The organism is Chryseobacterium sp. RU37D, assembly GCF_900156075.1.
In the GTDB taxonomy this organism is placed as follows: Bacteria; Bacteroidota; Bacteroidia; order Flavobacteriales; family Weeksellaceae; genus Chryseobacterium.
Window position 1 is genome coordinate 111,837 of the sequence record NZ_FTMM01000006.1, and the last position, 23,113, is coordinate 134,949.

Below are 23,113 nucleotides of genomic sequence, written 5' to 3' on the forward strand. Positions count from 1 at the left end.
TTTACGAACACATCTGAATGGGATTTTTGCTGAGATTATTTTCGAAGAACGCGCTTTTTGTCTTCTTTATATTTCTGCAAATTATTGCTCTGGTTCTGATATTCTCTAAAAATGCCATGCAAAGATCCTGGATCGCAGGCCAGTCGGCCGCACTTAATTCATGGGTTTCGGGTTATATTGATGAAGGGGTGTCTTATCTAAAATTAAAGCAGATCAATGAAGATCTTGTGGCTCAGAATAAAGCTTTGATGGTAGAACTCTACGGAAAACAAGGAGCGGCGAATCCTCAATTCAGAAAAGTTCATGATACTTTGGGGGGGGGGCAGATCTATACTTTTGTTGATGGTGAGATCGTTTTTAATAGTATCAATAGAAGAAACAACTATTTTACGATAAATAGGGGTAGAAGAGACGGCGTTTTTCCTCAGATGGGAGTAATGGCACCAAAAGGTATTGCAGGAATAGTAATCAATTCTACAGATAGTTACGCGTTGGTTCAATCAATTTTAAGTGTTAATAAAATCAGGATTAATGCATCTTTAAAAAATTCCGGTTATTTCGGAACATTGACATGGGGTGGTGATAACTCCAGGGTAATGCACTTGGCCGATATTCCTAAGTATGTTGCTTTAAAAGTAGGAGATACCATTGTAACAGATGGTAAGTCTGCGATATTCCCGAAGGGGGTAATGATTGGTACAATAGCGGGTTATTCCGTGGATAATAAAACAGGATTTTGGGATATTTCAGTTGAATTAAGTGAAAAAATGGGAGCTTTGAACAAAGTTTACGTCGTAAAAAATCTTAAAAAAGCTGAGGTGCAAAAAATTCAGGATACAATGCAAGCTGTAATAAAAAAGGAAAATGATTAGCAGGACTTTATTTACGGACATCTTAATCATGATTTTTCTGGTTGCATTACAAATTTTTGTATTGAACAGGATTACCTTTTTCGGGAAATATACCCCAGTGCTGTATCCTGTGTTTGTCATGTTTTATCCTTTTTTCAGAAATAAATTTCAGTTTTTGGCTTTAAGTTTTCTGATCGGATTGTCGGTAGACGCGTTCCTCTATTCATGGGGAATCAATGCATTTGCAACGACTTTGATTGCTTATTTCAGAACCTTGATTTTCAGAACATCTACAGATACTTCCACAGACTTTTTCTCTTTCCAGTCTCTGCAATGGGGACAATTTTTACTGTTTTTATTCTCCAGTATCTTTTTACATCAGCTTTTAGTACAATATATAGAGTTCTTTAAGTTTAGTAGGTTTTTTGAAATATTATTTAATGTATTGGTAACTAGTGTAATTTCGTTTATATTTATAGTTATTTACGCATTAATATTTAAAATCAAACAAAAAGTTTGAATACACGATACTTTAAAATCTTTTCCGTCCTTGTCACAATTGCCTTGATTTTCGTGGCAAGACTGGCTTATTTGCAGTTATTTACAGACCGTTATGCTTTAAATGCGGCCAATACTTCCATTAAAATTGAATACGTTATTCCGCAGAGAGGAGTAATTTTTGACAGAAATGGAAAAATCATGGTAGGAAACCAACCCGCCTATGAAATATCATTCACACAAGCTTTAATGAAACCCGATTTTGATACCATTGGTTTTTGTAATTTAATGAAAATCCCAAAAACTGATTTTATTAATAAGATAAAGACAATCAAAAAAGAAAAATATTATTCCAAACTGAATCCCATGACCTTCATGAAAGACCTTAGCAGGGAAGATATTGCAAGGGTTCAAGAAATTATATTTAAATATCCCGCTTTCAGTATTGTACAAAGACCTCAGAGACAATATGAAGTCTCTACTTCCGGAAACCTTCTAGGATATACAAGTGAAGTAAATGAAAGGGAAATTAAAAAAGATTCAATCTATTATCTACCGGGAGATTTCATCGGAAAATCAGGGGTTGAGAAATCTTATGAAAAAGAGCTTCGAGGTGTAAAAGGAATGAAATATATCCAGAAAGACATCAAGCTTCGAAATATTGGTTCTTATAAAAATGGAACATTGGATAAAGATGTAATCACGGGAAAGGATATTACATTAACGATCGACTATGACTTACAAAGAATGGCCGAAGAAATGCTCGTTAACAAGCACGGAGCAATTGTTGCCATTGACCCAAATAATGGTGAAGTTCTGGTAGCTGCAACCGGACCAGATATTGACCCAAATCTTTTCACAGGCCCTAATAAGTCTAAAAACCTGTATGCTCTTTCAAAAGATACAATTTATGAAAATAAGCCGACGTTTGACAGGTCGCTTCAGGCAGCTTATCCTCCGGGGTCAACTTTCAAGTTATTAACAGCTTTATCTGCACTGCAGATGGGCGTAATGGATGAAAAAACTATTTTTCCTTGTGGAGGAGGGTTTTATTATAGAGGACTGAGAATTAAAGGACATGGCGGGGCAGATCCACTGATTCCGGCCATCCAGGTTTCCAGTAACTGCTATTTTTCGTATGCTTATTTAGCAATTTTAAATAAATATCCGGGAAATCCTTCAAAAGGTGTAGATGAATGGAAAAAAATCATGAGTAGCTTCGGTGTAGGCGAATTTTTAAATAATGACTTTGCGGTTGGAGCTAAAGGCAGAATCCCTTCCGGAGAGTTCTACGAAAAAAGAATGGCTACAATTCTTAAGGCAAGCGGTTCCACCAAAGATCCTAAAAACTGGGATCCTCTGGCTACCGGAGCCGTTTTCAACGGAATGGGGCAGGGCGATGTATTGGTAACACCTCTTCAATTGGCCAACTATGTTGCAGCTATTGCAAACAAAGGCTGGTATTATACTCCACACATCGTAAAATCCATTGACGGAAAACCGAATCCTGATCCAAAATTTAAAAAGAAACACCAGACTTTAGTTGATAAAAAACATTTTGAACCTGTATTAAAAGGAATGGAAGCCGTAGTTTTAAGAGGTACGGCGCACGGTTTGAAATCAAATGACTTTACTCAATTAGCGAAAACAGGTACAGCACAGGTTCCGCAAGGAAAAGATAATTCTATTTTTGTGTTAATTGCTCCGGCAGATAAACCTAAGATTGTTGTGGCGGCCGTAATGGAGCACGCGGGATTCGGAGCTACATGGGCCGGGCCTGCGGCAACGGTAATTGCAGAAAAATATATTACTGGAGATTTAAAGCGTGAGAATCTTTACAAAAAAATGACATCAGCCAGCTTTATGCCGGAATATAAAAGGCAATGGGTTGTCGATTTGAAACGTAAAGGATTGTACAAAGATCCAGCTTTGGATTCCGTAAAACAAAAAAAAATTCAGGATAGTCTTAATTTTATTAAAGAACAAAAAGTAAAGCTGCAGAAACAGATAGACCTCGAAACAAAGAATAAAAATACAAAACCTGCTAAGCCATGAAATGGACAGAAGGAATAGATAAATTAGGTCTTGGACTGTATTTCCTGCTTTGCGTTTTTGCTATAGCAAACATCTACAGTGTGGATCAGAAATTAGGAGAAAAGCAATTGATTTTCTTCTGTATTTCTTTGTTTGTAGGATTGGTCATTTTTGTGGGGCGAAGCAAGTTCTTCGAGAATATGGCGGGTATTATTTATATCGGAGGTGTATTGCTTCTGATTGGGCTTTTTCCTTTTGGTAAAGAAATCCTCGGGCAGAAAAACTGGTACAAATTCGGAAGCTTTACCATGCAGCCGGTGGAATTTGCAAAGATCGGAACTGCTTTGATGCTGGCCAATTACGTTTCGGGACCTGAATTTAATTTAAGCAACAGAAAATCGCTTTTAACAACATTAGCTATTGTCGGAATTCCGGCAGTGGTTGTCCTTGCTATTCCGGATGTAGGCTCCATGTTGGTTTTCATAGCGTTTTTTATTGCATTATACCGTGAGGGACTAAGTGGAATTCTTTTCGGTATCGGATTCCTTTTTGCCGGCGTTTTCCTAATTTCTCTGGCGATAAATCCAATTTATGTGTCTGGAACCATTATCCTGATTATCGGCGGCTGGATTGCCCTGAATTATTATAAAATGTCTTGGAATGTCATTTCAATTTCGGGAATTGTAGGCTCGATTATACTTTTGTGCGGATTGGCTTTTGGTTCGCCATATATTTTAACCAAACTACCGAAGCACCAAAGAGAACGGATTGAGGTGTTATATAAAGGTGAGAAAGCTTTTAGAGATACTTCCGGTTATAATTTACTTTATTCAAAAACGGCAATCGGTTCTGGCGGTCTTTTAGGAAAGGGTTATCGTGAAGGATCGGTGACTCAGGGGAAATTTGTTCCAGAGCAGGAAACCGATTATATTTTCTGTACGGTAGGCGAAGAATGGGGCTTTGCAGGAAGTGCAATTCTCATTCTTTGTTATATGATTTATATCGGGAGGGTTTACTATCTCGCGGAACAGCAGAAATCTACTTTTAATCGTGTTTTCGGATATTGCTTTGCTTCCATTCTGTTAATGCACTTTACGATCAATTTAGGAATGGTTATGGGGCTTTTTCCTACGGTTGGGATTCCATTGCCTTACTTCAGTTATGGGGGGAGTTCATTGCTTGCCTTTTCGATCATGACTTTTATTTTCTTTAAATTAAATTATTCGGATAAGAATAGTTTGGTATAGAAAGTTGGAAGTTGGGGAGTGGAAGTTTATATTATTCTACTTTAGTTTATATCTAAATAAATCTACGTAATCTGCAAAATCAGCGAGAGATATACTTTTAATTTAAATCATAAAGTCTTATGAAAGAATCATATATTCTAGATCAAACTTTCGAAAATGCAGACTTTTCCCAAATTCAAAAAGGCGAATACGAAAACTGTACCTTCACAAATTGCAATTTTGAATATTCAGATCTTTCCGGATATAATTTTAATGATTGTGAATTTATCGGTTGTAATCTGAGCATGGCAAAACTGTTTTCGACGGCATTCCGAGATGTGAATTTTAAGGAATGTAAAATGCTTGGATTGCAGTTTAATGATTGTAATGAATTCGGATTGTCATTTAAGCTTGAAGGCTGCGCTTTGAATAATTCTATTTTTTATAAGACTTCAATGAAGAAAACTATTTTTAAAAATTCAAGATTAATAGAAGCTGATTTCACAGAATGCGACTTATCTAATGCTGTCTTCACTAGCTGTGATCTTTCCGGAGCTGTTTTCGATAATACAAACCTTGAAAAAACAGATTTCAGGACTTCTTTCAACTATTCAATAGCCCCTTCAAAAAACCGGCTTAGAAAGGCTAAATTTTCGCTTTCAGAAGTCTACGGTCTTCTCCATACTTTCGATATTGAGATTGATAAGAATGGATGAATTTGAGACTGGGAGGTTTTAACCGATCTTGGCTGATGTTCCCAAAATCAGCACTTCAAAATGCAAACAATAAAAAAACCATCAAAAATCTTGATGGTTTCATTATTTAAATCTATTATTAAAATTAAAAATTTGTTCCGTTGGATATACTTGTAGAAGCAAAATTATTGTAAGTCTCTCCGTTTTCGTTAATCATTCTTTTTCCGAACCTGTATTTAGGACCCCAGTAAGAGTCATTAAGCGAAGAAATCATTACTCCTCTTGAAGTTGCTGCGTGAATAAACTTCACCTCACCATCTTCTGTTACACTTTCTACAATACCAACGTGAGAAATTCTTCTTCCATGAGAAAAGAAAATCAAATCTCCTTTCTTAAGGTTATCTTTTTCAATTCTTTCACCTTCCTGAGCCTGAGACGCTGCTACTCTTGGTAAACTAAGGCCTGCCGCTGCCCCAAAAACTGAAAGAACAAAAGCTGAACAGTCGATACCGTTTCTTGTCATCCCCCCATATCTGTAAGGTGTTCCAAGATAAGTTTCTGCTTCTGTAAGGATATTGTCAATGGTTTTATTATATCTGATTGCTTTTGCAACCTCAGAATTTTTGATTGTATTTTTTGCGTTGGCAATAGAAGCTGCTTTTTCAGCAAGGAATGAATTGATCAGCTGCTGCTTATCTATCTCCATTTTCTTTGTATCTATAGAAGCTAGTTTGGCATCTGTTTTGTATCCTTTAATGTAAGTTGCTGGTTTTGAAACTACATAGTTTGTAACGCATGATTGTAACGACATTGTAGATACGAAAGCAACTAAATAAAACAAAACTCTTTTCTTCATATATATTTGATTATCCGTGTTAAAAAAAGGAATACTTATTTTCAAAAGCACTACAAAAATATGTATTCCAAATAAAAGGGCTTTGATTATGATTATTATCAGGTTCTGTTTTTAACACATTTTAACATATTGTTTAAGTATGTTAAAAAAAAACAAACCGCAACGGCCTATTTTTGGTGAGTGTGCGGTTTTTTTTATTAAGATTTTTTAACAAAATACTTCGATTTTCTTCTATAAATGAGAGTTTCAGATTTGAGCTCTAATTTTTTCAAACTGTTAATAAATCAAAAAAACTCCCCGGAAATACCGAAGAGTTTCACTAATATGGAACTTTACAACTGTTATTTTGTAAACAGCATTTCTCTGTATTTTGTCATTGGCCAAAGCTCATCATCTACCATCATCTCAAGATCATCCGAAGCTTCCCTGATGGAATCAAATAATGGTTTAACCTTATTACAGTAATCTTCTGCCTGCTTCTGGCTATCAGAAACCGCTTTTGCTGCTTCTCTGGCTTTAATTAGGTCTTCAACACCTAATTTGATCTTAGATACATTTTCAGAGATGCTTGCAATTAAGCTCATCTGTTCTTTTGCTAAAGATTTGAATTCTTTATCTCCGAAAATTTCTTTAAGACCTTTTACGTTTTCGATCAGTCTGTTTTGATAGTTTAAAGCTGAAGGAATGATGTGGTTTCTTGCAATATCACTTAACACTCTTGCTTCAATATCGATCACAGTAGAATATTTTTCTAATTTGATTTCATTTCTAGCCTCAACTTCTCTGTGTGTGAAAATTCCCATTTCTTCGTAAAGAGCCAAGAATTTTTTATCCATTTCTTGTTTAAGAGCTTCAGGAGTAGTTTTCAAGTTGTTCAAACTTCTCTTTTTGGCTTCTTTTGCCCAATCATCAGAATATCCATCACCTTCAAACATGATATTTTTACACTGCTTGATGTACTCTCTCAATACGTTGAAGATTGCTTCGTCTTTTTTAAGACCAGTTTCAATTAATGCATCAACTTCTTTTTTGAAATCGTTTAATTGTTTAGCGGCGATGGTATTCATTACCGTCATCGATTCTGCGCAGTTTGCTGAGGAGCCTACTGCTCTGATCTCGAATTTATTTCCAGTAAATGCAAATGGAGAAGTTCTGTTTCTGTCGGTATTATCCAACAAGATTTCAGGAATTTTTCCAACAACATTCAATTTTAATTCAGTTTTTTCTTCAGGAGAAAGTTTTCCGTTGGTTACTTTTTCAAGTTCTTCCAACACGCTGAACAATTGGCTTCCAATGAATACAGAAATAATTGCTGGTGGAGCTTCGTTTGCACCCAATCTGTGGTCATTGCTTGCAGATGCGATACTTGCTCTTAAAAGATCAGCGTATTCGTGAACTGCTTTAATTGTATTAACGAAGAACGTTAAGAACTGTAAGTTTTTCTTAGGATTTTTTCCCGGGCTTAAAAGGTTTTCACCGGTATCAGTTGCCAAAGACCAGTTGTTATGCTTTCCACTTCCGTTTACTCCTGCGAATGGTTTTTCGTGGAATAAAATATGGAAGTGATGTCTGTGAGCGATTCTTGCCATAATGTCCATCAACAAAGAGTTGTGGTCTACAGCAACGTTTACTTCTTCAAACATTGGAGCCAGCTCGAATTGGTTTGGTGCAACCTCGTTGTGTCTTGTCGTTACAGGAATACCTAATTTCATACATTCGATTTCCAACTCTTTCATGAAGTTCATTACCCTTGTAGGAATTGAACCGAAATAATGGTCATCCAATTGCTGTCCTTTTGCAGGAGAATGTCCTAGCAAAGTTTTCCCAGTTAATACAAGGTCTGGACGAGATTGATATAATGCTGAATCTACCAAGAAATATTCTTGCTCCCAACCTAAAGTAGGAGTTACTTTCGTTACGTTTTTGTCGAAATACTGCATTACGTTGGTTGCAGCTTCGTCTACCGCGTTCAATGCTCTTAAAAGAGGCGCTTTATAATCTAAAGTTTCTCCGGTATAAGAGATGAAAATGGAAGGAATACAAAGTGTAGTTCCCATAATAAATGCCGGAGATGTAGGATCCCAGGCTGTATAACCTCTCGCTTCGAAAGTGTTTCTGATACCTCCATTCGGGAAAGAAGATGCATCTGGCTCCTGCTGAATCAATAAGTTTCCGCTGAATCTTTCAATTGCTCTTCCTCCTTCTATCGGAGTGAAGAATGAATCATGCTTTTCTGCAGTACTTCCTGTTAATGGCTGAAACCAGTGAGTGTAGTGAGTTACCCCTTTGCTCATTGCCCAGTCTTTCATTGCTACCGCTACTTGGTCTGCAATGTGTCTTTGGATTTTAGTTCCTTTTTTCATTGCATCCAAAATAGATTGGAATGCTTCTTTTGTTAAATATTCTCTCATTGTTTCTTCTGAGAAAACATTCTGACAGAATAATTCTGACAATTTTACAGGAACTTCAACGGAATTATCTCTTCTAAAGTCCTTGAATGGTAAAGTTTCTAACGCTTTGAATCTTAAAGTTGACATATTAGATTAATTTTTACTAGACAAATTTACAAAAAAAATGAATTGAAAAATTTTTTACCCCAAAAATTTAAGGGGTGTTTTGAAATTTAACTAGATTATTAACGTTGATTTGAATTTTGATAGGGGTGAAATGGGTTTCAATACTTAATTTTGAATTTTTCGTTAATTAAAAACGATTCTCTGAAAAAATATACTATATAATTAGGATAGAATTTATGAAATTAGAACGGATGTACTCTAATTTTCTTCCACTGTTATTCTGAACAAAGTGAAGAATCTCTTAATTACAATAATTCCATACAGTGTCATTCCGGTAGGAATCTAAATATAGTATTAGGAAGAATACGGAAAGATTCGAGCCTGGATGCTTTCAGCACGACAAACTTTGTGGAAATGCGTTTTAAGATTGCTTCTTTACTTCGTTCAGCGCAATAATATTAATGAATGTAAAGATTATGTTAAATTGCTTATTAAAAATAAATTGAGCGGAGATTTTGTATATTTGTGTGAAATTTATTTTATGACAAATTCTAGAGCAAGAGAAACAACGGAAGCAATTGAAAGATTGTATATTTCTATGAGACACCTCTTTTACAGAGGTTTTTTTAAACCCAGCGGTGTTTCAGGAGAGAGCATAAGAAGTTTGTTAAAAACCATTAATCCTGAGATTTACGGAAGCATGAATATTCCGAGCAAACTGGAGCTGGATGGTTTGATGTATGTGTTGGACAGGCTTCCGGAGGGAATTGAAGAATGCGCTTTTATTCATCTGACATCGGATGAGGGGTTTGATAAAGGAAGTTTCGAACCTATTGTTCCTAAAAAGAGAAGAAGAAATTGTTACAGAATCGACGAACACCAAATGAATATTGAAGTTCTTTTGGGTCGTTCAGAGATTTATGATATTCTTACACACCTTACATTTTTATTTATAGAAGCAGACAAAGTGAGAAATCTGGCTTTCATCCAAGATGAAAACTGGAAACCGACACGTGCTTTTAAAATTATCGAAGAGGTGGTAAAAGGCGAAAAGAAATTCAGCAGAAAGGAAAAAGAGGTAGCTTTAATTCATTTGTCTTCATTAATAGGAAGAACTTTTGAAGAAACATTAAATGCTTACAATACTTTCGGAGACGACAATAATCCGGATCGTTTATTTAAAATCATCTACAACTTAGGAAAAGTAAGTCTGGAAGATGCAAAACAGACGAGAGAAAGAGAAATTCATTTCAGTTCTATCTTAAAGGAAAGAGTCGGACACCATTATTTTGGAGAAAAATGGGCGAATAAAGTGAAAGATGTTTTATTTGAAAACAATCTTCACATGCGTCCTTTACACATTATTTCTGCAAATATGCACTCAGTGAAAAATATGCTGTATGCAAATGATGCTTTAAAGAAAAAAGATAACAACGAAGTAGATTACAAACTGTACGGAGAAATTTCTGATAAAAAAGAACTTCGTGATAAAGTTTCTAAATATGCATTGGAAGAAGGTTTAATTTATATTAATGACAAGAGCGGAAGTAATATTGATGTTCAGATCATTGATTTAAGCAAAACCAATCTTAAAAATACCCCCTTCCACAGTATTAAGTTTGGCGGAGATGATGTAATTATGGTTTTCGATTACGCTTTCGGTGAACAGGCTTATGAGGTAATGGACGAATTATTAAGACCTTACGAACATAAAGGAGAAGTTTACATGATGAAAGTAAAATCTGTTTCCATTATGGGTAAAGCGGGAATTTTGGCAGGTGGAAAAGGTGATATTATGATCCCGACTTCGCATATTTTTGAAGGAACGGCAGATAATTACCCTTTTGAAAATGCTTTAAAAATGGCAGATTTCCACGACGATGAATTAAAGGCTTTCGAAGGTCCGATGATTACGGTTTTAGGAACATCGCTTCAAAACAGAGATATCCTTTCTTATTTTATGAATACTTCTTGGAAAGCTATTGGTCTTGAAATGGAAGGGGCTCATTACCAAAAAGCAATTCAGGTGGCGTCTAAAATCAGACATCATATTTCACCGGATCTGTTTGTGATGTATGCGTATTATGCTTCGGATAATCCTTTGGAAACGGGAAGTACACTTTCTTCAGGCGGTTTAGGTTTAACAGGTGTAAAACCAACGTATCTTATTACTTTAAGAATCTTAGAAAAGATTTTACAAAGCGGAAAGAAAGAAGTTTCTGCTAAAAAATAAATTGATTATTTCAATTAATAATTTAATCCTTCAAGGTTTCAAAACTTTGAAGGATTTTTGTTTGTGTTTAAGAAAACTTATCTTTAAGAAAATTAAAAGAAAATGAACACAACATCACAATTAGCCAAAAGATTTCGGGAAGTTATGTTGGATGGTTTATGGATTGCGAATACCAATTTTAAAGATCAGCTTAAAGATGTGACTTGGGAGCAGGCAACCACAAAAGTTGGTTCTTTAAACACCATTGCCATGCTTACTTTTCATATTGATTATTATATTGTTGGATTAATTAATGTTTTTGAAGGAGGTGAATTAGAAATCAGAGATCAATATAGTTTTGATCTTACTCTGATTGAATCTCAGAAGCAGTGGGAGAGTCTTTTAGGTAAACTTTGGAATGATTCTGAAAATTTCGCAAAAATACTAGAACAAATGTCTGATTCTAAAATGAATGATGTTTTTGTCGATGAAAAGTACGGAACATATTTAAGGAATATCGATGGCATGATTGAACATGCATATTATCATTTAGGACAAATTACTTTGATTAAAAAATTTTTGGTATAAACAACAAATTAGACTAATTTTTTTCACGAATCATACGAATTTATTTATGTTTAAATTGTGTAAAGATTTGTGATATTCGTGCTAAATTTTAATCTCTCGCAGATTGAGCAAATCTCGCAGATGTTTGAGTAAAATAAATTCTGCGTAATCTGCAAAATCAATGAGAGAAATTTAATAATCAAATAGGTTAATCTAACCCAAAACTTCAATAATAACTCCACATTTGAGGTTCTTATTTAAATTACATACCTTTAGAAAAAATAAAAAAGGTCAAATGAAAAAATCGACAGCAATCCTGTTTGCGTTTATCATTTCTCAGTTTCAGGCTCAGCAAGGGGCTTATTATCAGCAGAGTGCGAAGTACAAGATGGACATAGATGTAAACGCTGAAAAATTTACTTACGAAGGAAAACAAACATTAGAATACACCAATAATTCACCCGACGAGCTTAATGTTGTTTATTTCCATTTGTATTGGAATGCCTTTAAGCCCAATTCCATGATGGATCAAAGAGTGGCTTCTAAAGGAAAAAATGGAGATTCAAGATTGCAGAAAGACGGCGTTTCAAGATTAGCTTCCATTCCGAAAGATCAGGAAGGCGCACAAAATATTCACTGGATCAGACAGAACGGAAAAGATTTAAAGTTTGAAGTTCAGGAAACAATCATGAAAGTGTATCTGGCAGAACCGATTAAGCCCAATTCCACGGCAATTTTCACAATGGATTGGGATGCTGTAATTCCTCAACAAATCAGAAGAAGCGGAAGAAATAACAAAGAAGGTGTTGATATGACAATGACGCAATGGTATCCGAAAATCGCAGAATATGACTACGACGGATGGGCAACTTTCGATTATATCGGAAGAGAATTTCATGAGCCGTTTTCAGATTTTGATGTGACCATTAAAATCAACAAAGACTATGTAGTAGGAGCAGGAGGAATTCTTGAAAACTCGACAGAAGTAAAAGGCTACGATACAAATGCAAAAATCAAGGCTGATAAAAATAAATCAATATGGCGATGGACGGCGAAAAATATGCTTGATTTTGCCTGGAGTGCAGATAAAGATTATGTTGTGAAAAGCTTTGATGTTCCGCAAGGCCCGAAAGTTTTCATGGTATATCAAAATAATGATAAAACAAAGGTTTGGGAGCAGGCTCAGCCATACATAACGAAATATTTCCAGCTGATGAACTCTCATTTCGGAAAATATATCTATCCGACTTACGCATTCATTCAAGGTGGAGATGGTGGAATGGAATACGGGATGTGTACGATGATTTTAGGTGAAGCAAAAGACATTAAAGACTTGATGGGCTTAATGGCTCACGAAGGAGCACACTCCTGGTATCAGCAGATGCTGGCGACAAACGAATCGATGCGCCCGTGGATGGATGAAGGGTTTACAAGCTATGCAGAATCATATGTCATGTCTCAATTGTTTCCAAAAGATCTTCCCAATCCGTTTATGGAAAAGCTAAATGCATACAGAGATTTCATTAAAAAAGGAATCGAAGAACCTGCAGTCTGGCTGGGCGATCACCATGATAATGGAACTTCCTATACTTATGCTTCTTATGTGAAAGGAGAGCTGTATTTGGTACAGCTGGGGTATATCATGGGCGAGCAGAATTTAGCCGAAACATTAAAGCAGTATTATGATCAATGGGCAATGAAACATCCGTCTGATAGAGATTTCCTGCATATCGCACAGAAAGTTTCGGGAATGGATCTGAAATGGTTCCAGAATTATTGGATCAATACCACAAAAACCATCAATTACGGAATCAAAGAAGTAAAATACGATGCAAAATCCACAACCATCACATTAGTAAATAATGGAGGAGTTCCGATGCCGATTGATTTTAGTGTGATGACCACGGATAAGAAAATCGTAACCTACCAGATTCCTTTAAATATGACGCATACATGGAAAGAAAAAGATGCCTACGGAGAGTTTAAAACAATGCCTTACTGGCCTTGGACACAGAAGGAATACATGATTACGATTCCTTATACAAAATCACAATTGTCCGTTCTGGGAATTGATTTCAGCCAGAGAATTGCTGATGTGAATATGGAAGATAATTTTGTTGAAGTGAAATAATTATACTTGAATAGTGAAATAAAATCCCGCAGATAAACTACGGGATTTTTTATCAGGTTATTTATTTAAAACCCGGCTATCAGTTGGGAACAAACCTTGTGTTCGTCGCGTCAAAATTTAATTTTTAATAAGAAACTAATTCGCAATTCTTCTTAAAATCCTTAATTTTAATCCCTAAAACTAAATAGGCTTAATATGTTAATAAAAAGCTCTATTCGAAAAACAAATAAATGAATTCAATTGTAATAAACATAGGAAACAGCAATATCAGATTCGGGCTTTTTGATGATGACAATTGTGATATTTCGTGGATAATCAATACGAAACCTTACAGAACGGCGGACGAATTGTATGTCCAGATGCTTATGCTGTACCAGACTTATAAGGTTGAACCTAAAGAAATCAACAAAGTAATTATCGGATCAGTTGTTCCCCAGCTTACCAAAGTAATGAGCTCCGCAATCAAGAAAATCCATGGGATACTTCCTGTCATTGTTGATAGAAACACTCCTTCCGGAGTACAGGCAAAGTCTAAGCAGATGGGAACGGATATCTATGCAAATCTCGTTGCTGCCCATAATATGTATCCGGACAGAAAAAAAATTGTGCTTGATTTTGGTACCGCTCTTACAGCAAGCTGTGTTGCTGAAAACGGGGAAACATTGGGGGTAATTATTGCTCCAGGGATTGTAACAGCTTTAAATTCATTGATCAGTCAAACCGCACAGCTTCCGGAAATCGAGCTGAAAAAACCCAAAACGGTTTTAGGCCTGGATACGGTAACCTGTATGCAAAGCGGTATGGTATACGGATTTCTTGGTATGGTGGAAGGATTTATTGACAGAATTAATAATGAGGTGAATGATGGCTGTTTTGTAGTTGCCACCGGGGGAGTTTCTCATGTGTATAAGCCTTTAACGGACAAAATCCATGTCATGGACAGGCTTCATACCCTGAAAGGACTTTATTTTTTGGGAAAAGATATCTGAAAAATTTATTTAATTAAAAGCTAAAGTTTGTCATAGAAATCGGAATGACAAACTGAAAAAGAAGCAAATATCTTGATATGTCTATATTCTATTGTAAAAAATGAATATTAACGTTTAGACTTAAAAAATTCCTTAACAATTGAAGAACATTCGTTTTCCATAATGCCGGTAACGATTTCTGTTTTGGGATGAAGGGAAAGTTTTTTATTGATAAAGCCTCTCTGCTCGTCTCTGGCACCAATAACCACTTTCGAAATCTGCGCCCAGGAAAGTGCTCCTGAACACATTACACAGGGTTCTAAAGTTACATACAAGGTGCAGTCTTTTAAATATTTTCCTCCCAAAAAATTAGCTGCAGAAGTAATTGCCTGCATTTCCGCATGAGCGGTAACGTCATTCAACGTTTCGGTGAGGTTGTGGGCTCTTGCAATAACACGGTTGTTTGAAACTACTACACATCCTATGGGAACCTCCTCTTTTTCTAGTGCAGTTTCGGCTTCACTTAGAGCCATTTTCATGAAATATTCGTCGGTAAACATTTATTCAAAATTCATGGTTAGGGGCAGCGTGTAACGATATCTTACTGCATTCCCTTTAAAAATGGCGGGGGAAAATTTTTCTGAAATGGAATATAATGCAATTTCTGCCTGTCTGTTGAATGTAAAATTGTCTCCCAATGCATGAACATTGCTGATGGAACCATCTTTTTCCACGATAAAAGCCACATCTGTTTTTACAGTTTTTGTTTCAGAATATACCCCGTCTGTATAAAAAATATTGGTAACTTCTTGTCTGAGGGCATTCAGACCACCGGGATAGTCGGCGGATTTATCTGTTACCGGTACAAAATCGGATATATTTCCTGATTTCAGTGCCTTGCTGTGAATGTTATTAAGGTCTTCAAGATTTTTTATTTTTACCAAAGCCCCGATAAGGGCTACGTTTTCTATGCTGTCCATCTTTTTCATGAAAAACATAAAATCATTCTTTACAGCATCTTTGGAAAGAAGGTCCTTTTCTGCCAGGTACTTTTTCTGGAACTCATTATTAAGCAAAACTCTGTGGTGATTATAATAATTCTTTACATTCTTAAACTCTTCCTGCTGAGAAAAACAGAGGAAAGAAATAAGAAAAAAAAGTAAAAGAAATAGCGATCTCAATATGATATATTTATGTAAATGTAATCAAAAAATCTTAAACTATTCAGTTTTCAGATAATTGTTCAGCGACTCCTGGAGATGGGTCCGGATTTCTTCAACTAACCCTTTTGGTTCCAATACCTGAACTTCTTTTCCGTACGAAAGGATCTCCTGCATGAAGTCGTAAGTGGGATGTAGGAAAAATTCGAAAAATATCTCGTCCGGCGTTTCTTTTGCTTCTTTCTGGGACTGATGAAGCGGAAAGCTTTTAATATACTCTCCCTGATGGCGGCTGCATTTCAACACAATTTTCTGAGGATGCTGCTCGGCAAGATTCATAACCCCGAAGGCATTTTTAAAATGCTCCCTGAAATTGTATTTGTATTTTTCTCTAAACTGTTTGTCGTTTACATCGAGATAATTAATCCTGTCTAATCCGAATGATTTTAAAATTTTATCTTTCGTGTCAATAGCGATGAGGTACCATCTGCCTTTGGATTCTTTCAAGGCTAAAGGATGAACTTTTCGGGAAGTCATCAGCTTGTTTTTGTAATTGTAATGCTCGAAAGAGATAATTCTTTTGTTCCTGATAGCGAAGAAAAGATCGTAGAAATGTTCTACTCCGGTAGGTTTTCTGCTTTCAAAAAAGATAAAGTCTGAAAAATTGGGATGAAGGTTAAGCGCATTGCTTACCTGGAAAGATTCGAGTAATTTCTGATTGTATTCATCTACTTCCATAATGGGGCGGCTTTCGATATAATACCGGTTATCACCTTTCTTTTTATTGTGAATGGAAAGATTAAAAAGGTCAGAAATCTCACGGATATCCCTCTGCAAGGTACGAATGGAATAGCTGGTGATCCCTGCATCCTGAAATTCGAAAGAGTTGAGTAGATAGTCCTCCAGCTGCGAATAGGTAGCCGGAGAACTTTCTAATCTTTTTATAATTAAGGCATATCTTGTCAGGTAAAAATCTTTTTTCATTACTAAAGTTTCTACTGCAAATATATGGGCTTAATGCGACAAACAGTGTCGTGTTTTATTTTTGTGAATAAGTTTATTAAAGGGGGATTAATAAGTTATTGTACGAATATCATTTGTTTTCACTATTTCTCCTTCTTTAAGGAAAATTTTAACTTTACCTGCATAATCCGAATTCGTTTCCAAATAAAAATAGCCACTTTCAATTTCTACTAAAAGGCTATTTATTTTTACATTTTCATTAGATAATGGCCACTTCCATTTAATAAATCTTTTCTTCAATGATCTCGTTGCCGGAATCATCTTTGAAAAAATTTTCAATGTCATTGAGATAGTTTTCGTAGTCCATCTCGGCATTTTCGATGTCGCTCCAGTCAATAATATAAAGGTCTTCATCGAACATAATATCTGAATTGTGATTTGGTGTTTCCATGTTTTTTGTAATTGATTTGGTGGTAAAATTTGAATAGAGTTCAGGCTGTTCAACATTTTATCAATGATGAAATTCAAGGTTGTTTTTTTAAGTTTTAATTATTGTTTTGTGCTTGGCTTTTATTCCAAAGATAGAAGTGGGAAACGACAAAACTTGACGTGTATGAGAATTTTCTTTAATTTTAAAATATAATTAAAAAAACTTATATCTGTCGATTATAAGTTGAAAAGCTTATATTTTATTTTTAATTAATTTCTGAACAATTTGATTTAAGATTTCTCTGTTATCATCAATATAACTCAATCCTGCCTGTATCAGATTTTCAATATTTGCTCTTCTTACGTTGTCCATCGCGGGTGAAGCGTTCTTCAACGAAGGATTTAGTCGATAATAATTCTTCTGGTTTCTCAATCCCAATGTCTGGAACATCTGGCAAAGCTGATAATTCACTATTTCCGCATTAGCAGACATTAAAATATCTACAATGGGACTTACCCAGCCAATTTTTCCAGCTTTTTGCAGCTTTCGGAAAGGATAAGGCTTTGATTCAATTCCTGTTCCGATGGAAACAACGATCATGTCGTTCACATTCGGATGGTTGGCCTTTTGGTGATTCTTAAAAACCTCTGCAAAAGGAATTTTTCTGGCTTCGGCATAAGCGCAAAGGGCCGGATTATTGGCAAACATTCCGCCGTCAATAAGGCTAAAAATCTGTCCGTATTCCGATTTGATCTGCACCGGACTAAAGTACGTCGGCGCTGCAGAAGTTGCCCTGCAGACATCTTTTACATAGAAATTGTCTGTGCTTAAACTTGCTTTCCATGAGTTGAAAATTTTCGCTCTTCTGTTTTCAATATCATAGCTTGTTATTAAACATGGTTTTATTAATTCTTTTAATTCTAAATTTCCAAAAAAATCATTCAAATTTTTTTCAAGCTCATCCTGGGAGATTTTTTCATTGATCAATCCGAACGGATTTACCAAACGTTCCCAAAAAGAAACTTGGAATATGTCGCCACCTTTTTCAGCGTACAATTCTAGCCCTTTCTGGATAGAATATTTTGCCTTCCGGTGTTCATTGGGACATAGAATAATAGATGCAATAAGACCGCCTGTGCTGCTTCCCGCAACAAGGTCGAAATAATCCCCAAGCTTTGCGCCCGGATGATCATAAACTTGCAGTTGTTCTTCTATGTAGCGCAGAATAATGCAGGTGATAATTCCCCTGATTCCGCCCCCGTCTAAAGAAAGAATGGATGTCTTTTTCATGTGATTTTACTTTATCTTAAGAAAATTACCAGACAACTTTAGACAACTAAAAACCAATAGATTTCCGAAAAAAGACTATTGGTTATAGCTTTTATGAGAGCTGCTTTTGGTGATTTCCTGTAAAGCAAAGATAGGCCGGGGAAGCGACAGAAGTTGGCGTATAAAAAATAAATTCAAATAAGTGAGAATTAAAGTATCGCATAGTTTTCCTTGTCTCGAGGCATCTTAGAGAGTATTCTCCAGCTTACCTTTCGTGATTCTTCCGATGGTATAAAGTTTTTCCTGCTCTTCAAAGCTTTGCAGCCCTGCGTAATTCTTATTTTTGCTTTTCCGGTGAGTGCTTCGTCGTATGCTTTAATAATCTGCTTTATCTCTTCTCTTACGGAAGGATGTAGTTTCTCGATTCTTTGTAATGTTACTTTATCCATATTAATATTTTTAGTGTTTTGGAAAGCGAAGTTATAGTAGCAATACGACAAAACTTGACGTAATATTTAGTAATTTAATATATTGATAATAAGGTGATTAATTGTAGTGTTAAAATTCAAATTAAACATAATAATCTACTTTAAAAGTTATAATTTTGTGTATTGAATATTCAATTTTTCGTCATGTATGCTTTAGTGGATTGTAACAATTTTTTCGTTTCCTGTGAACGTACGCTGGATCCGGAACTCAAGAGCAGGCCCGTTGTGGTACTTTCCAATAACGACGGATGTGTTGTGTCCAGAAGTAAAGAAGCGAAGGATTTGGGAATCCCAATGGCAGCTCCCGCTTTTAAATATAAAGAGATATTTAAGAAATATGATGTAAAATGTTTTTCTGCAAAATTTGAATTATATAACCATAAAAGCCAACAAGTTATAGATATTTCAACGGCTTATGTTGATAAAGACTATGAAGTATATTCAATTGATGAGTTATTCCTTGATTTTAAAACTTTTAAATACATCAATATTTATGAGTATTGTACTAAAATTAAAGATGAAATTTTGGAAAAAGAAAATATTCCTGTAAGTATCGGCATCGCTCCAACAAAAACACTTTGTAAAGTAGCTAATAGGATTGTAAAGGATTTCCCTGAAAAGTTCAATGGTGTGTATATTTTAGACACTCCCGAAAAAATTGAAAAAGCATTAAAATGGCTGAATATCGGGGATGTTTGGGGAATCGGAAGACGTTTAGCTGTAAAAATGGACGAAAATGGGGTTTATAAAGCTTGGGATCTTTTACAAAAACCTGAAATGTGGGTTCGCAAGATCATGGGGATTCACGGGGTAAGAATGGTTAATGAACTGAAAGGAATCCGTCAGCTAGAGTTGGATGCTCCGTCACCGAAAAAGTCCATTGCTGTTACCAGGAGCTTTATGGAGATGCTAACTAAAAAAGAAGATGTCCGCGAACGTGTCGAAACCTTCGGAATGTATTGTTCCGAAAGGCTAAGAAGGCAAAATACCTGCTGCAAAATGGTCACTGTTTTTGTACAGACCAACCGTTTCCGAAAGGATTTGCCGGAATATAGAAATGCAGTCACGAAAATTCTTCCCAACCCCACCAATTCATCAATTTTAATAGGCCGTGTGGTCAATGAACTTTTTGATCAAATCTTTAAAGAAGGCTTTCATTACAAAAAAGCCGGAGTCATCGTTAATGACTTTGTTCCGGAAGATCAGCGGTTGATTAATCTTTTTGAGGAAGATATTCAAAATCTGCATTTACCGGTTATGAAAGCGATGGATGCAATGAATAAAAAGTTTGGAAAAGACAAAGTCCGCCTCGGAAGCATGAGCGGAGAAAATACTTTTGGACGAAAACGATTATCCCCCGAATACGAAGCTTTTCTAAAAAAGAATACGCTTAAGGAAGCGAATTTCAGATTCCACTAAAATTTTAGTTTAAAACTATGGAAGCTGATATCTTTATGTATCTGTACTTCGGTATTATTGAAATGCTTTTACCGTTTCATTTACCAAAAATTTCACCTGATCTGGTCTTCCTCTGTCATTTTTAGGCAAATTATTATAGCTTCCGGTCCTTACAATGACCATATTATGTTCAGGAATCATGATGATGTATTGACCCTGAAGTCCTAAAAAATAATAATGTTTGATAGGATTATCATTATTGATCCAGAACCCCATTCCGTAAACTTCATCAGATTTTTCTGTAGGAGTCCGCATTTGATTAATAAAATCGAGATTTAGAATTTGTTTGTCTCCAACCTTCCCATTATCCAGAAAAAATTGTCCTAATTTGGCAAAATCCCTCGCATTGGAGTGGATACAGCAGTATGTTTTTTCCATTCCGCTTTCATCGGTGCTCCATTCTGCGTTTTGTTCCATACCCAGTGGGATCCAAAATTTTTCGGATAAATAGCTTGCAAGAGACTGATTGATTGCTTTTTTTACCGCAAAACCTAAAAGCTGTGTGGAACCACTTTGATATTCAAAGTTTTCCCCTGGGTTTTGTTTAAATTTGCTTGAAAAAGTAGCTTTAATAAGACTTTTTCCATAATATGCTTGGGCATTCGGCAAAAAAGGGTTTCTGTAATCTTCATCCCAGTTCAGGCCAGATTCCATTTGTGACAAATTTTTTAAAGTCAAGTTTCTGGCAAACTCTTTATTTTTAAACTCTTCAAAATAATCAGAGAATTTATCATCAATATTTTTAATTTTTCCCTCTTCCAGAGCTTTTCCGAAAAGCATTACAGTAATAGCTTTTGCCATAGAAAAAGAATTGGTTTTAGAAAGCTGATGGTAGCCCTTCCAATATTGCTCATGTATCAGTTTGCTATCTTTTACCACAATAAAAGATGCGGTATTGGAACGGGATAAATCTTCAACTATATTTTCCGGTAATTCTTTTTTGTTGTAGTCTGAAGCTTCCTCCCAAGGCTTTGGAGCTTCCGTATGGATGATATTGCTGGCGAAGAACTTTCCGTCATCAATATTAGCACTGACCTTTCCTTTTAAATAGGTTTTTGAAATCCCGTTAAAAAGATAACCATATCCTAAGACGTAGATTAGGACGATAGCAATGATGAGAATAATAATGAAAGTTTGTAAAATAATCAGCCACATAAGTTTTGGGAATAGTTTAAAACAAATCTATTCAAAAAAAGAATACAAAAAAAGCCCTGATTTCTCAAGGCTTTCTGCTTATATTTTAGAGAGTAAATTTCTGAAATTTGTCTTCTCATCGATAATTCTTCTCAATTCAGAAACCGGAACTCTTTCTTGTTCCATTGTGTCTCTATCTCTGATGGTCACCGTATGATCAGTAAGAGATTCATGATCGATTGTGATACAGTAAGGTGTACCGATCGCGTCCTGCCTTCTGTAACGTTTTCCGATGGCATCTTTCTCTTCGTAGAACAAGTTGAAATCGTACTTCAAATCGTTGAAAATTTCTTCTGCGTATTCTGCCAAACCGTCTTTCTTCATTAATGGAAGAATCGCAGCCTTAATTGGCGCTAAAGCCGGTGGTAAAGATAAAACTGTTCTTTCTGAACCGTCCTCCAACGTTTCGTCTTTTAAGCAATGAGCGAAAAGAGATAGGAATAATCTGTCTAAACCTACAGAAGTTTCAACTACGTAAGGGACATAATTTTCATTTCTTTCCGGATCGAAGAACTGAAGCTTTCTTCCTGAATGCTTTTCGTGAGCCTTTAAATCGAAATCTGTTCTTGAATGAATACCTTCCAGTTCTTTGAAGCCGAATGGGAAATTAAATTCAATATCAGCCGCAGCATTTGCATAATGCGCCAATTTCTCATGATCATGGAATCTGTAATTTTCATCACCTAAGCCTAAAGCTAAATGCCAGTTCAGACGTTTTTGCTTCCATTTCTCGTAGAATTCGAGCTCTGTTCCCGGAGCAACGAAAAACTGCATTTCCATTTGTTCAAATTCACGCATTCTGAAGATAAACTGTCTCGCAACAATTTCATTCCTAAATGCTTTTCCAATCTGTGCAATACCAAAAGGAAGTCTGTGACGAGAAGTTTTCTGAACATTCAAAAAGTTAACAAAAATACCCTGAGCTGTTTCCGGTCTTAAATAAAGATCCATCGCAGAATCTGCAGAAGCACCTAATTTAGTCCCGAACATCAGGTTGAATTGTCTTACTTCCGTCCAGTTTTTAGAACCAGTATCGGGATCAGCAATTTCCAATTCTTCAATTAGGGCTTTTACATCAGCAAGGTCTTCATTTTCCAGAGATTTTGCCAGTCTTGAAAGGATTTGTTCTCTTTTTGCTCTGTATTCTAAAATTTTAGGATTTGTCTCTTCAAATTGTGCTTTATCGAAAGATTCACCGAATCTTTTTGCTGCTTTTTCGATTTCTTTATTCTCTTTTTCTTCAATTTTAAGGCAGTAATCTTCCACTAAAACGTCTGCTCTGAAACGTTTTTTAGAATCTTTATTGTCAATCAATGGATCGTTGAAAGCGTCTACGTGACCCGATGCCTTCCAAGTTGTTGGGTGCATCAAAATTGCTGAATCAATGCCGACAATATTTTCATTAAGCTGTACCATCGCTTTCCACCAATATTGTTTGATATTATTTTTTAGTTCAGCCCCATTCTGTCCATAATCATAAACAGCGGATAAACCATCGTAGATCTCACTAGAAGGGAAAATAAAACCATATTCTTTAGCGTGAGAAATCACTTTCTTGAAAACATCTTCTTGTTTTGCCATAATTTTTTAACGTCTG

Annotated in this window: 20 protein-coding genes; 10 read left to right on the forward strand and 10 right to left on the reverse strand. The window is 35.7% G+C overall.

What is annotated here, in order from left to right:
- The first annotated feature begins 17 nt into the window (after positions 1–17).
- The 5 genes from mreC (at position 18) to BW926_RS04710 (ending at position 5,325) form a co-directional block, all read left to right on the forward strand.
- Entirely contained in the window at positions 18–872 is an 855-nt protein-coding gene (gene mreC, locus BW926_RS04690) for a rod shape-determining protein MreC (RefSeq protein ID WP_076444663.1), read from the forward strand.
- The gene (locus tag BW926_RS04695; RefSeq protein WP_076444665.1) at positions 865–1,371 is read left to right on the forward strand and encodes a rod shape-determining protein MreD; all 507 of its coding nucleotides are present in this window, start codon (positions 865–867) and stop codon (positions 1,369–1,371) included. Before mreC ends, BW926_RS04695 begins: the two co-directional genes overlap by 8 nt.
- Positions 1,368–3,404 (forward strand): peptidoglycan D,D-transpeptidase FtsI family protein, encoded by a 2,037-nt coding sequence (locus tag BW926_RS04700; protein WP_076444667.1) that lies wholly within the window; start codon positions 1,368–1,370, stop codon positions 3,402–3,404. The genes BW926_RS04695 and BW926_RS04700 overlap by 4 nt, the downstream gene beginning before the upstream one ends.
- Positions 3,401–4,630 (forward strand): rod shape-determining protein RodA, encoded by a 1,230-nt coding sequence (gene rodA, locus BW926_RS04705; protein WP_076444669.1) that lies wholly within the window; start codon positions 3,401–3,403, stop codon positions 4,628–4,630. Before BW926_RS04700 ends, rodA begins: the two co-directional genes overlap by 4 nt.
- Before the next feature lie 119 nt (positions 4,631–4,749).
- Positions 4,750–5,325, forward strand: coding sequence for a pentapeptide repeat-containing protein (locus BW926_RS04710; RefSeq protein ID WP_076444671.1), 576 nt, complete (start codon positions 4,750–4,752; stop codon positions 5,323–5,325).
- Positions 5,326–5,449: 124 nt separating this feature from the next.
- Here the strand turns inward: BW926_RS04710 and BW926_RS04715 are convergent, their stop codons facing one another.
- Both BW926_RS04715 and BW926_RS04720 read right to left on the reverse strand, forming a co-directional pair.
- Positions 5,450–6,160 carry a C40 family peptidase gene (locus BW926_RS04715; protein ID WP_076444673.1) on the reverse strand — a complete coding sequence of 237 codons (711 nt, stop codon included), beginning with the start codon at positions 6,158–6,160 and terminating at the stop codon, positions 5,450–5,452.
- 341 nt (positions 6,161–6,501) lie between these two features.
- Positions 6,502–8,697: a glutamine synthetase III family protein gene (locus BW926_RS04720; protein WP_076444675.1), complete on the reverse strand. Its 2,196-nt coding sequence runs from the start codon at positions 8,695–8,697 to the stop codon at positions 6,502–6,504.
- 520 nt (positions 8,698–9,217) lie between these two features.
- On the opposite strand from BW926_RS04720, the gene BW926_RS04725 reads away from it, so the two are divergent.
- The 4 genes from BW926_RS04725 (at position 9,218) to BW926_RS04740 (ending at position 14,575) form a co-directional block, all read left to right on the forward strand.
- The gene (locus BW926_RS04725) at positions 9,218–10,909 is read left to right on the forward strand and encodes a DUF6909 family protein (RefSeq protein WP_076444722.1); all 1,692 of its coding nucleotides are present in this window, start codon (positions 9,218–9,220) and stop codon (positions 10,907–10,909) included.
- A 102-nt stretch (positions 10,910–11,011) separates the two neighbouring features.
- Positions 11,012–11,476, forward strand: a complete 465-nt coding sequence (locus BW926_RS04730) for a DUF1572 domain-containing protein (protein WP_076444677.1) — start codon at positions 11,012–11,014, stop codon at positions 11,474–11,476.
- A gap of 274 nt (positions 11,477–11,750) precedes the next feature.
- Positions 11,751–13,586 (forward strand): M1 family metallopeptidase, encoded by a 1,836-nt coding sequence (locus BW926_RS04735; RefSeq protein ID WP_076444679.1) that lies wholly within the window; start codon positions 11,751–11,753, stop codon positions 13,584–13,586.
- Positions 13,587–13,816: 230 nt separating this feature from the next.
- Positions 13,817–14,575 (forward strand): type III pantothenate kinase, encoded by a 759-nt coding sequence (locus tag BW926_RS04740; protein WP_076444681.1) that lies wholly within the window; start codon positions 13,817–13,819, stop codon positions 14,573–14,575.
- Between the two features lie 107 nt (positions 14,576–14,682).
- On the opposite strand, the gene BW926_RS04745 is transcribed toward BW926_RS04740, so the two are convergent.
- From BW926_RS04745 to BW926_RS04770, 6 genes are all read right to left on the reverse strand, one after another.
- Entirely contained in the window at positions 14,683–15,114 is a 432-nt protein-coding gene (locus BW926_RS04745; protein WP_076444684.1) for a nucleoside deaminase, read from the reverse strand.
- Positions 15,115–15,735, reverse strand: a complete 621-nt coding sequence (locus BW926_RS04750; RefSeq protein WP_228403396.1) for an energy transducer TonB — start codon at positions 15,733–15,735, stop codon at positions 15,115–15,117.
- Positions 15,736–15,774: 39 nt separating this feature from the next.
- Positions 15,775–16,698: a helix-turn-helix transcriptional regulator gene (locus BW926_RS04755; RefSeq protein WP_076444688.1), complete on the reverse strand. Its 924-nt coding sequence runs from the start codon at positions 16,696–16,698 to the stop codon at positions 15,775–15,777.
- Between the two features lie 259 nt (positions 16,699–16,957).
- Positions 16,958–17,128, reverse strand: a complete 171-nt coding sequence (locus tag BW926_RS14330) for a hypothetical protein (RefSeq protein ID WP_179077979.1) — start codon at positions 17,126–17,128, stop codon at positions 16,958–16,960.
- Between the two features lie 231 nt (positions 17,129–17,359).
- The gene (locus BW926_RS04765) at positions 17,360–18,397 is read right to left on the reverse strand and encodes a patatin-like phospholipase family protein (protein ID WP_076444692.1); all 1,038 of its coding nucleotides are present in this window, start codon (positions 18,395–18,397) and stop codon (positions 17,360–17,362) included.
- 188 nt (positions 18,398–18,585) lie between these two features.
- Entirely contained in the window at positions 18,586–18,825 is a 240-nt protein-coding gene (locus BW926_RS04770) for a M15 family metallopeptidase domain-containing protein (RefSeq protein ID WP_228403397.1), read from the reverse strand.
- Positions 18,826–18,987: 162 nt separating this feature from the next.
- Here BW926_RS04770 and BW926_RS04775 point away from each other — a divergent pair, with 162 nt between their 5' ends.
- Positions 18,988–20,283 carry a Y-family DNA polymerase gene (locus BW926_RS04775; RefSeq protein WP_228403398.1) on the forward strand — a complete coding sequence of 432 codons (1,296 nt, stop codon included), beginning with the start codon at positions 18,988–18,990 and terminating at the stop codon, positions 20,281–20,283.
- Between the two features lie 54 nt (positions 20,284–20,337).
- On the opposite strand, the gene BW926_RS04780 is transcribed toward BW926_RS04775, so the two are convergent.
- Together BW926_RS04780 and BW926_RS04785 are read right to left on the reverse strand one after the other, a co-directional pair.
- The gene (locus tag BW926_RS04780; RefSeq protein WP_083672260.1) at positions 20,338–21,477 is read right to left on the reverse strand and encodes a serine hydrolase domain-containing protein; all 1,140 of its coding nucleotides are present in this window, start codon (positions 21,475–21,477) and stop codon (positions 20,338–20,340) included.
- Positions 21,478–21,555: 78 nt separating this feature from the next.
- Positions 21,556–23,097: a glycine--tRNA ligase gene (locus BW926_RS04785; RefSeq protein ID WP_076444696.1), complete on the reverse strand. Its 1,542-nt coding sequence runs from the start codon at positions 23,095–23,097 to the stop codon at positions 21,556–21,558.
- Positions 23,098–23,113 lie beyond the last annotated feature (16 nt).

What these genes read in the sequence shown, in the direction of transcription:
- mreC (WP_076444663.1), top strand. Translation starts at nt 18, where the DNA reads ATGGGATTTTTGCTGAGATTATTTTCGAAGAACGCGCTTTTTGTCTTC.
- BW926_RS04695 (WP_076444665.1), top strand. Translation starts at nt 865, where the DNA reads ATGATTAGCAGGACTTTATTTACGGACATCTTAATCATGATTTTTCTG.
- rodA (WP_076444669.1), top strand. Translation starts at nt 3,401, where the DNA reads ATGAAATGGACAGAAGGAATAGATAAATTAGGTCTTGGACTGTATTTC.
- BW926_RS04710 (WP_076444671.1), top strand. Translation starts at nt 4,750, where the DNA reads ATGAAAGAATCATATATTCTAGATCAAACTTTCGAAAATGCAGACTTT.
- BW926_RS04715 (WP_076444673.1), bottom strand. Translation starts at nt 6,160, where the DNA reads ATGAAGAAAAGAGTTTTGTTTTATTTAGTTGCTTTCGTATCTACAATG.
- BW926_RS04720 (WP_076444675.1), bottom strand. Translation starts at nt 8,697, where the DNA reads ATGTCAACTTTAAGATTCAAAGCGTTAGAAACTTTACCATTCAAGGAC.
- BW926_RS04725 (WP_076444722.1), top strand. Translation starts at nt 9,218, where the DNA reads ATGACAAATTCTAGAGCAAGAGAAACAACGGAAGCAATTGAAAGATTG.
- BW926_RS04730 (WP_076444677.1), top strand. Translation starts at nt 11,012, where the DNA reads ATGAACACAACATCACAATTAGCCAAAAGATTTCGGGAAGTTATGTTG.
- BW926_RS04735 (WP_076444679.1), top strand. Translation starts at nt 11,751, where the DNA reads ATGAAAAAATCGACAGCAATCCTGTTTGCGTTTATCATTTCTCAGTTT.
- BW926_RS04740 (WP_076444681.1), top strand. Translation starts at nt 13,817, where the DNA reads ATGAATTCAATTGTAATAAACATAGGAAACAGCAATATCAGATTCGGG.
- BW926_RS04745 (WP_076444684.1), bottom strand. Translation starts at nt 15,114, where the DNA reads ATGTTTACCGACGAATATTTCATGAAAATGGCTCTAAGTGAAGCCGAA.
- BW926_RS04755 (WP_076444688.1), bottom strand. Translation starts at nt 16,698, where the DNA reads ATGAAAAAAGATTTTTACCTGACAAGATATGCCTTAATTATAAAAAGA.
- BW926_RS14330 (WP_179077979.1), bottom strand. Translation starts at nt 17,128, where the DNA reads ATGGAAACACCAAATCACAATTCAGATATTATGTTCGATGAAGACCTT.
- BW926_RS04765 (WP_076444692.1), bottom strand. Translation starts at nt 18,397, where the DNA reads ATGAAAAAGACATCCATTCTTTCTTTAGACGGGGGCGGAATCAGGGGA.
- BW926_RS04770 (WP_228403397.1), bottom strand. Translation starts at nt 18,825, where the DNA reads ATGGATAAAGTAACATTACAAAGAATCGAGAAACTACATCCTTCCGTA.
- BW926_RS04780 (WP_083672260.1), bottom strand. Translation starts at nt 21,477, where the DNA reads ATGTGGCTGATTATTTTACAAACTTTCATTATTATTCTCATCATTGCT.
- BW926_RS04785 (WP_076444696.1), bottom strand. Translation starts at nt 23,097, where the DNA reads ATGGCAAAACAAGAAGATGTTTTCAAGAAAGTGATTTCTCACGCTAAA.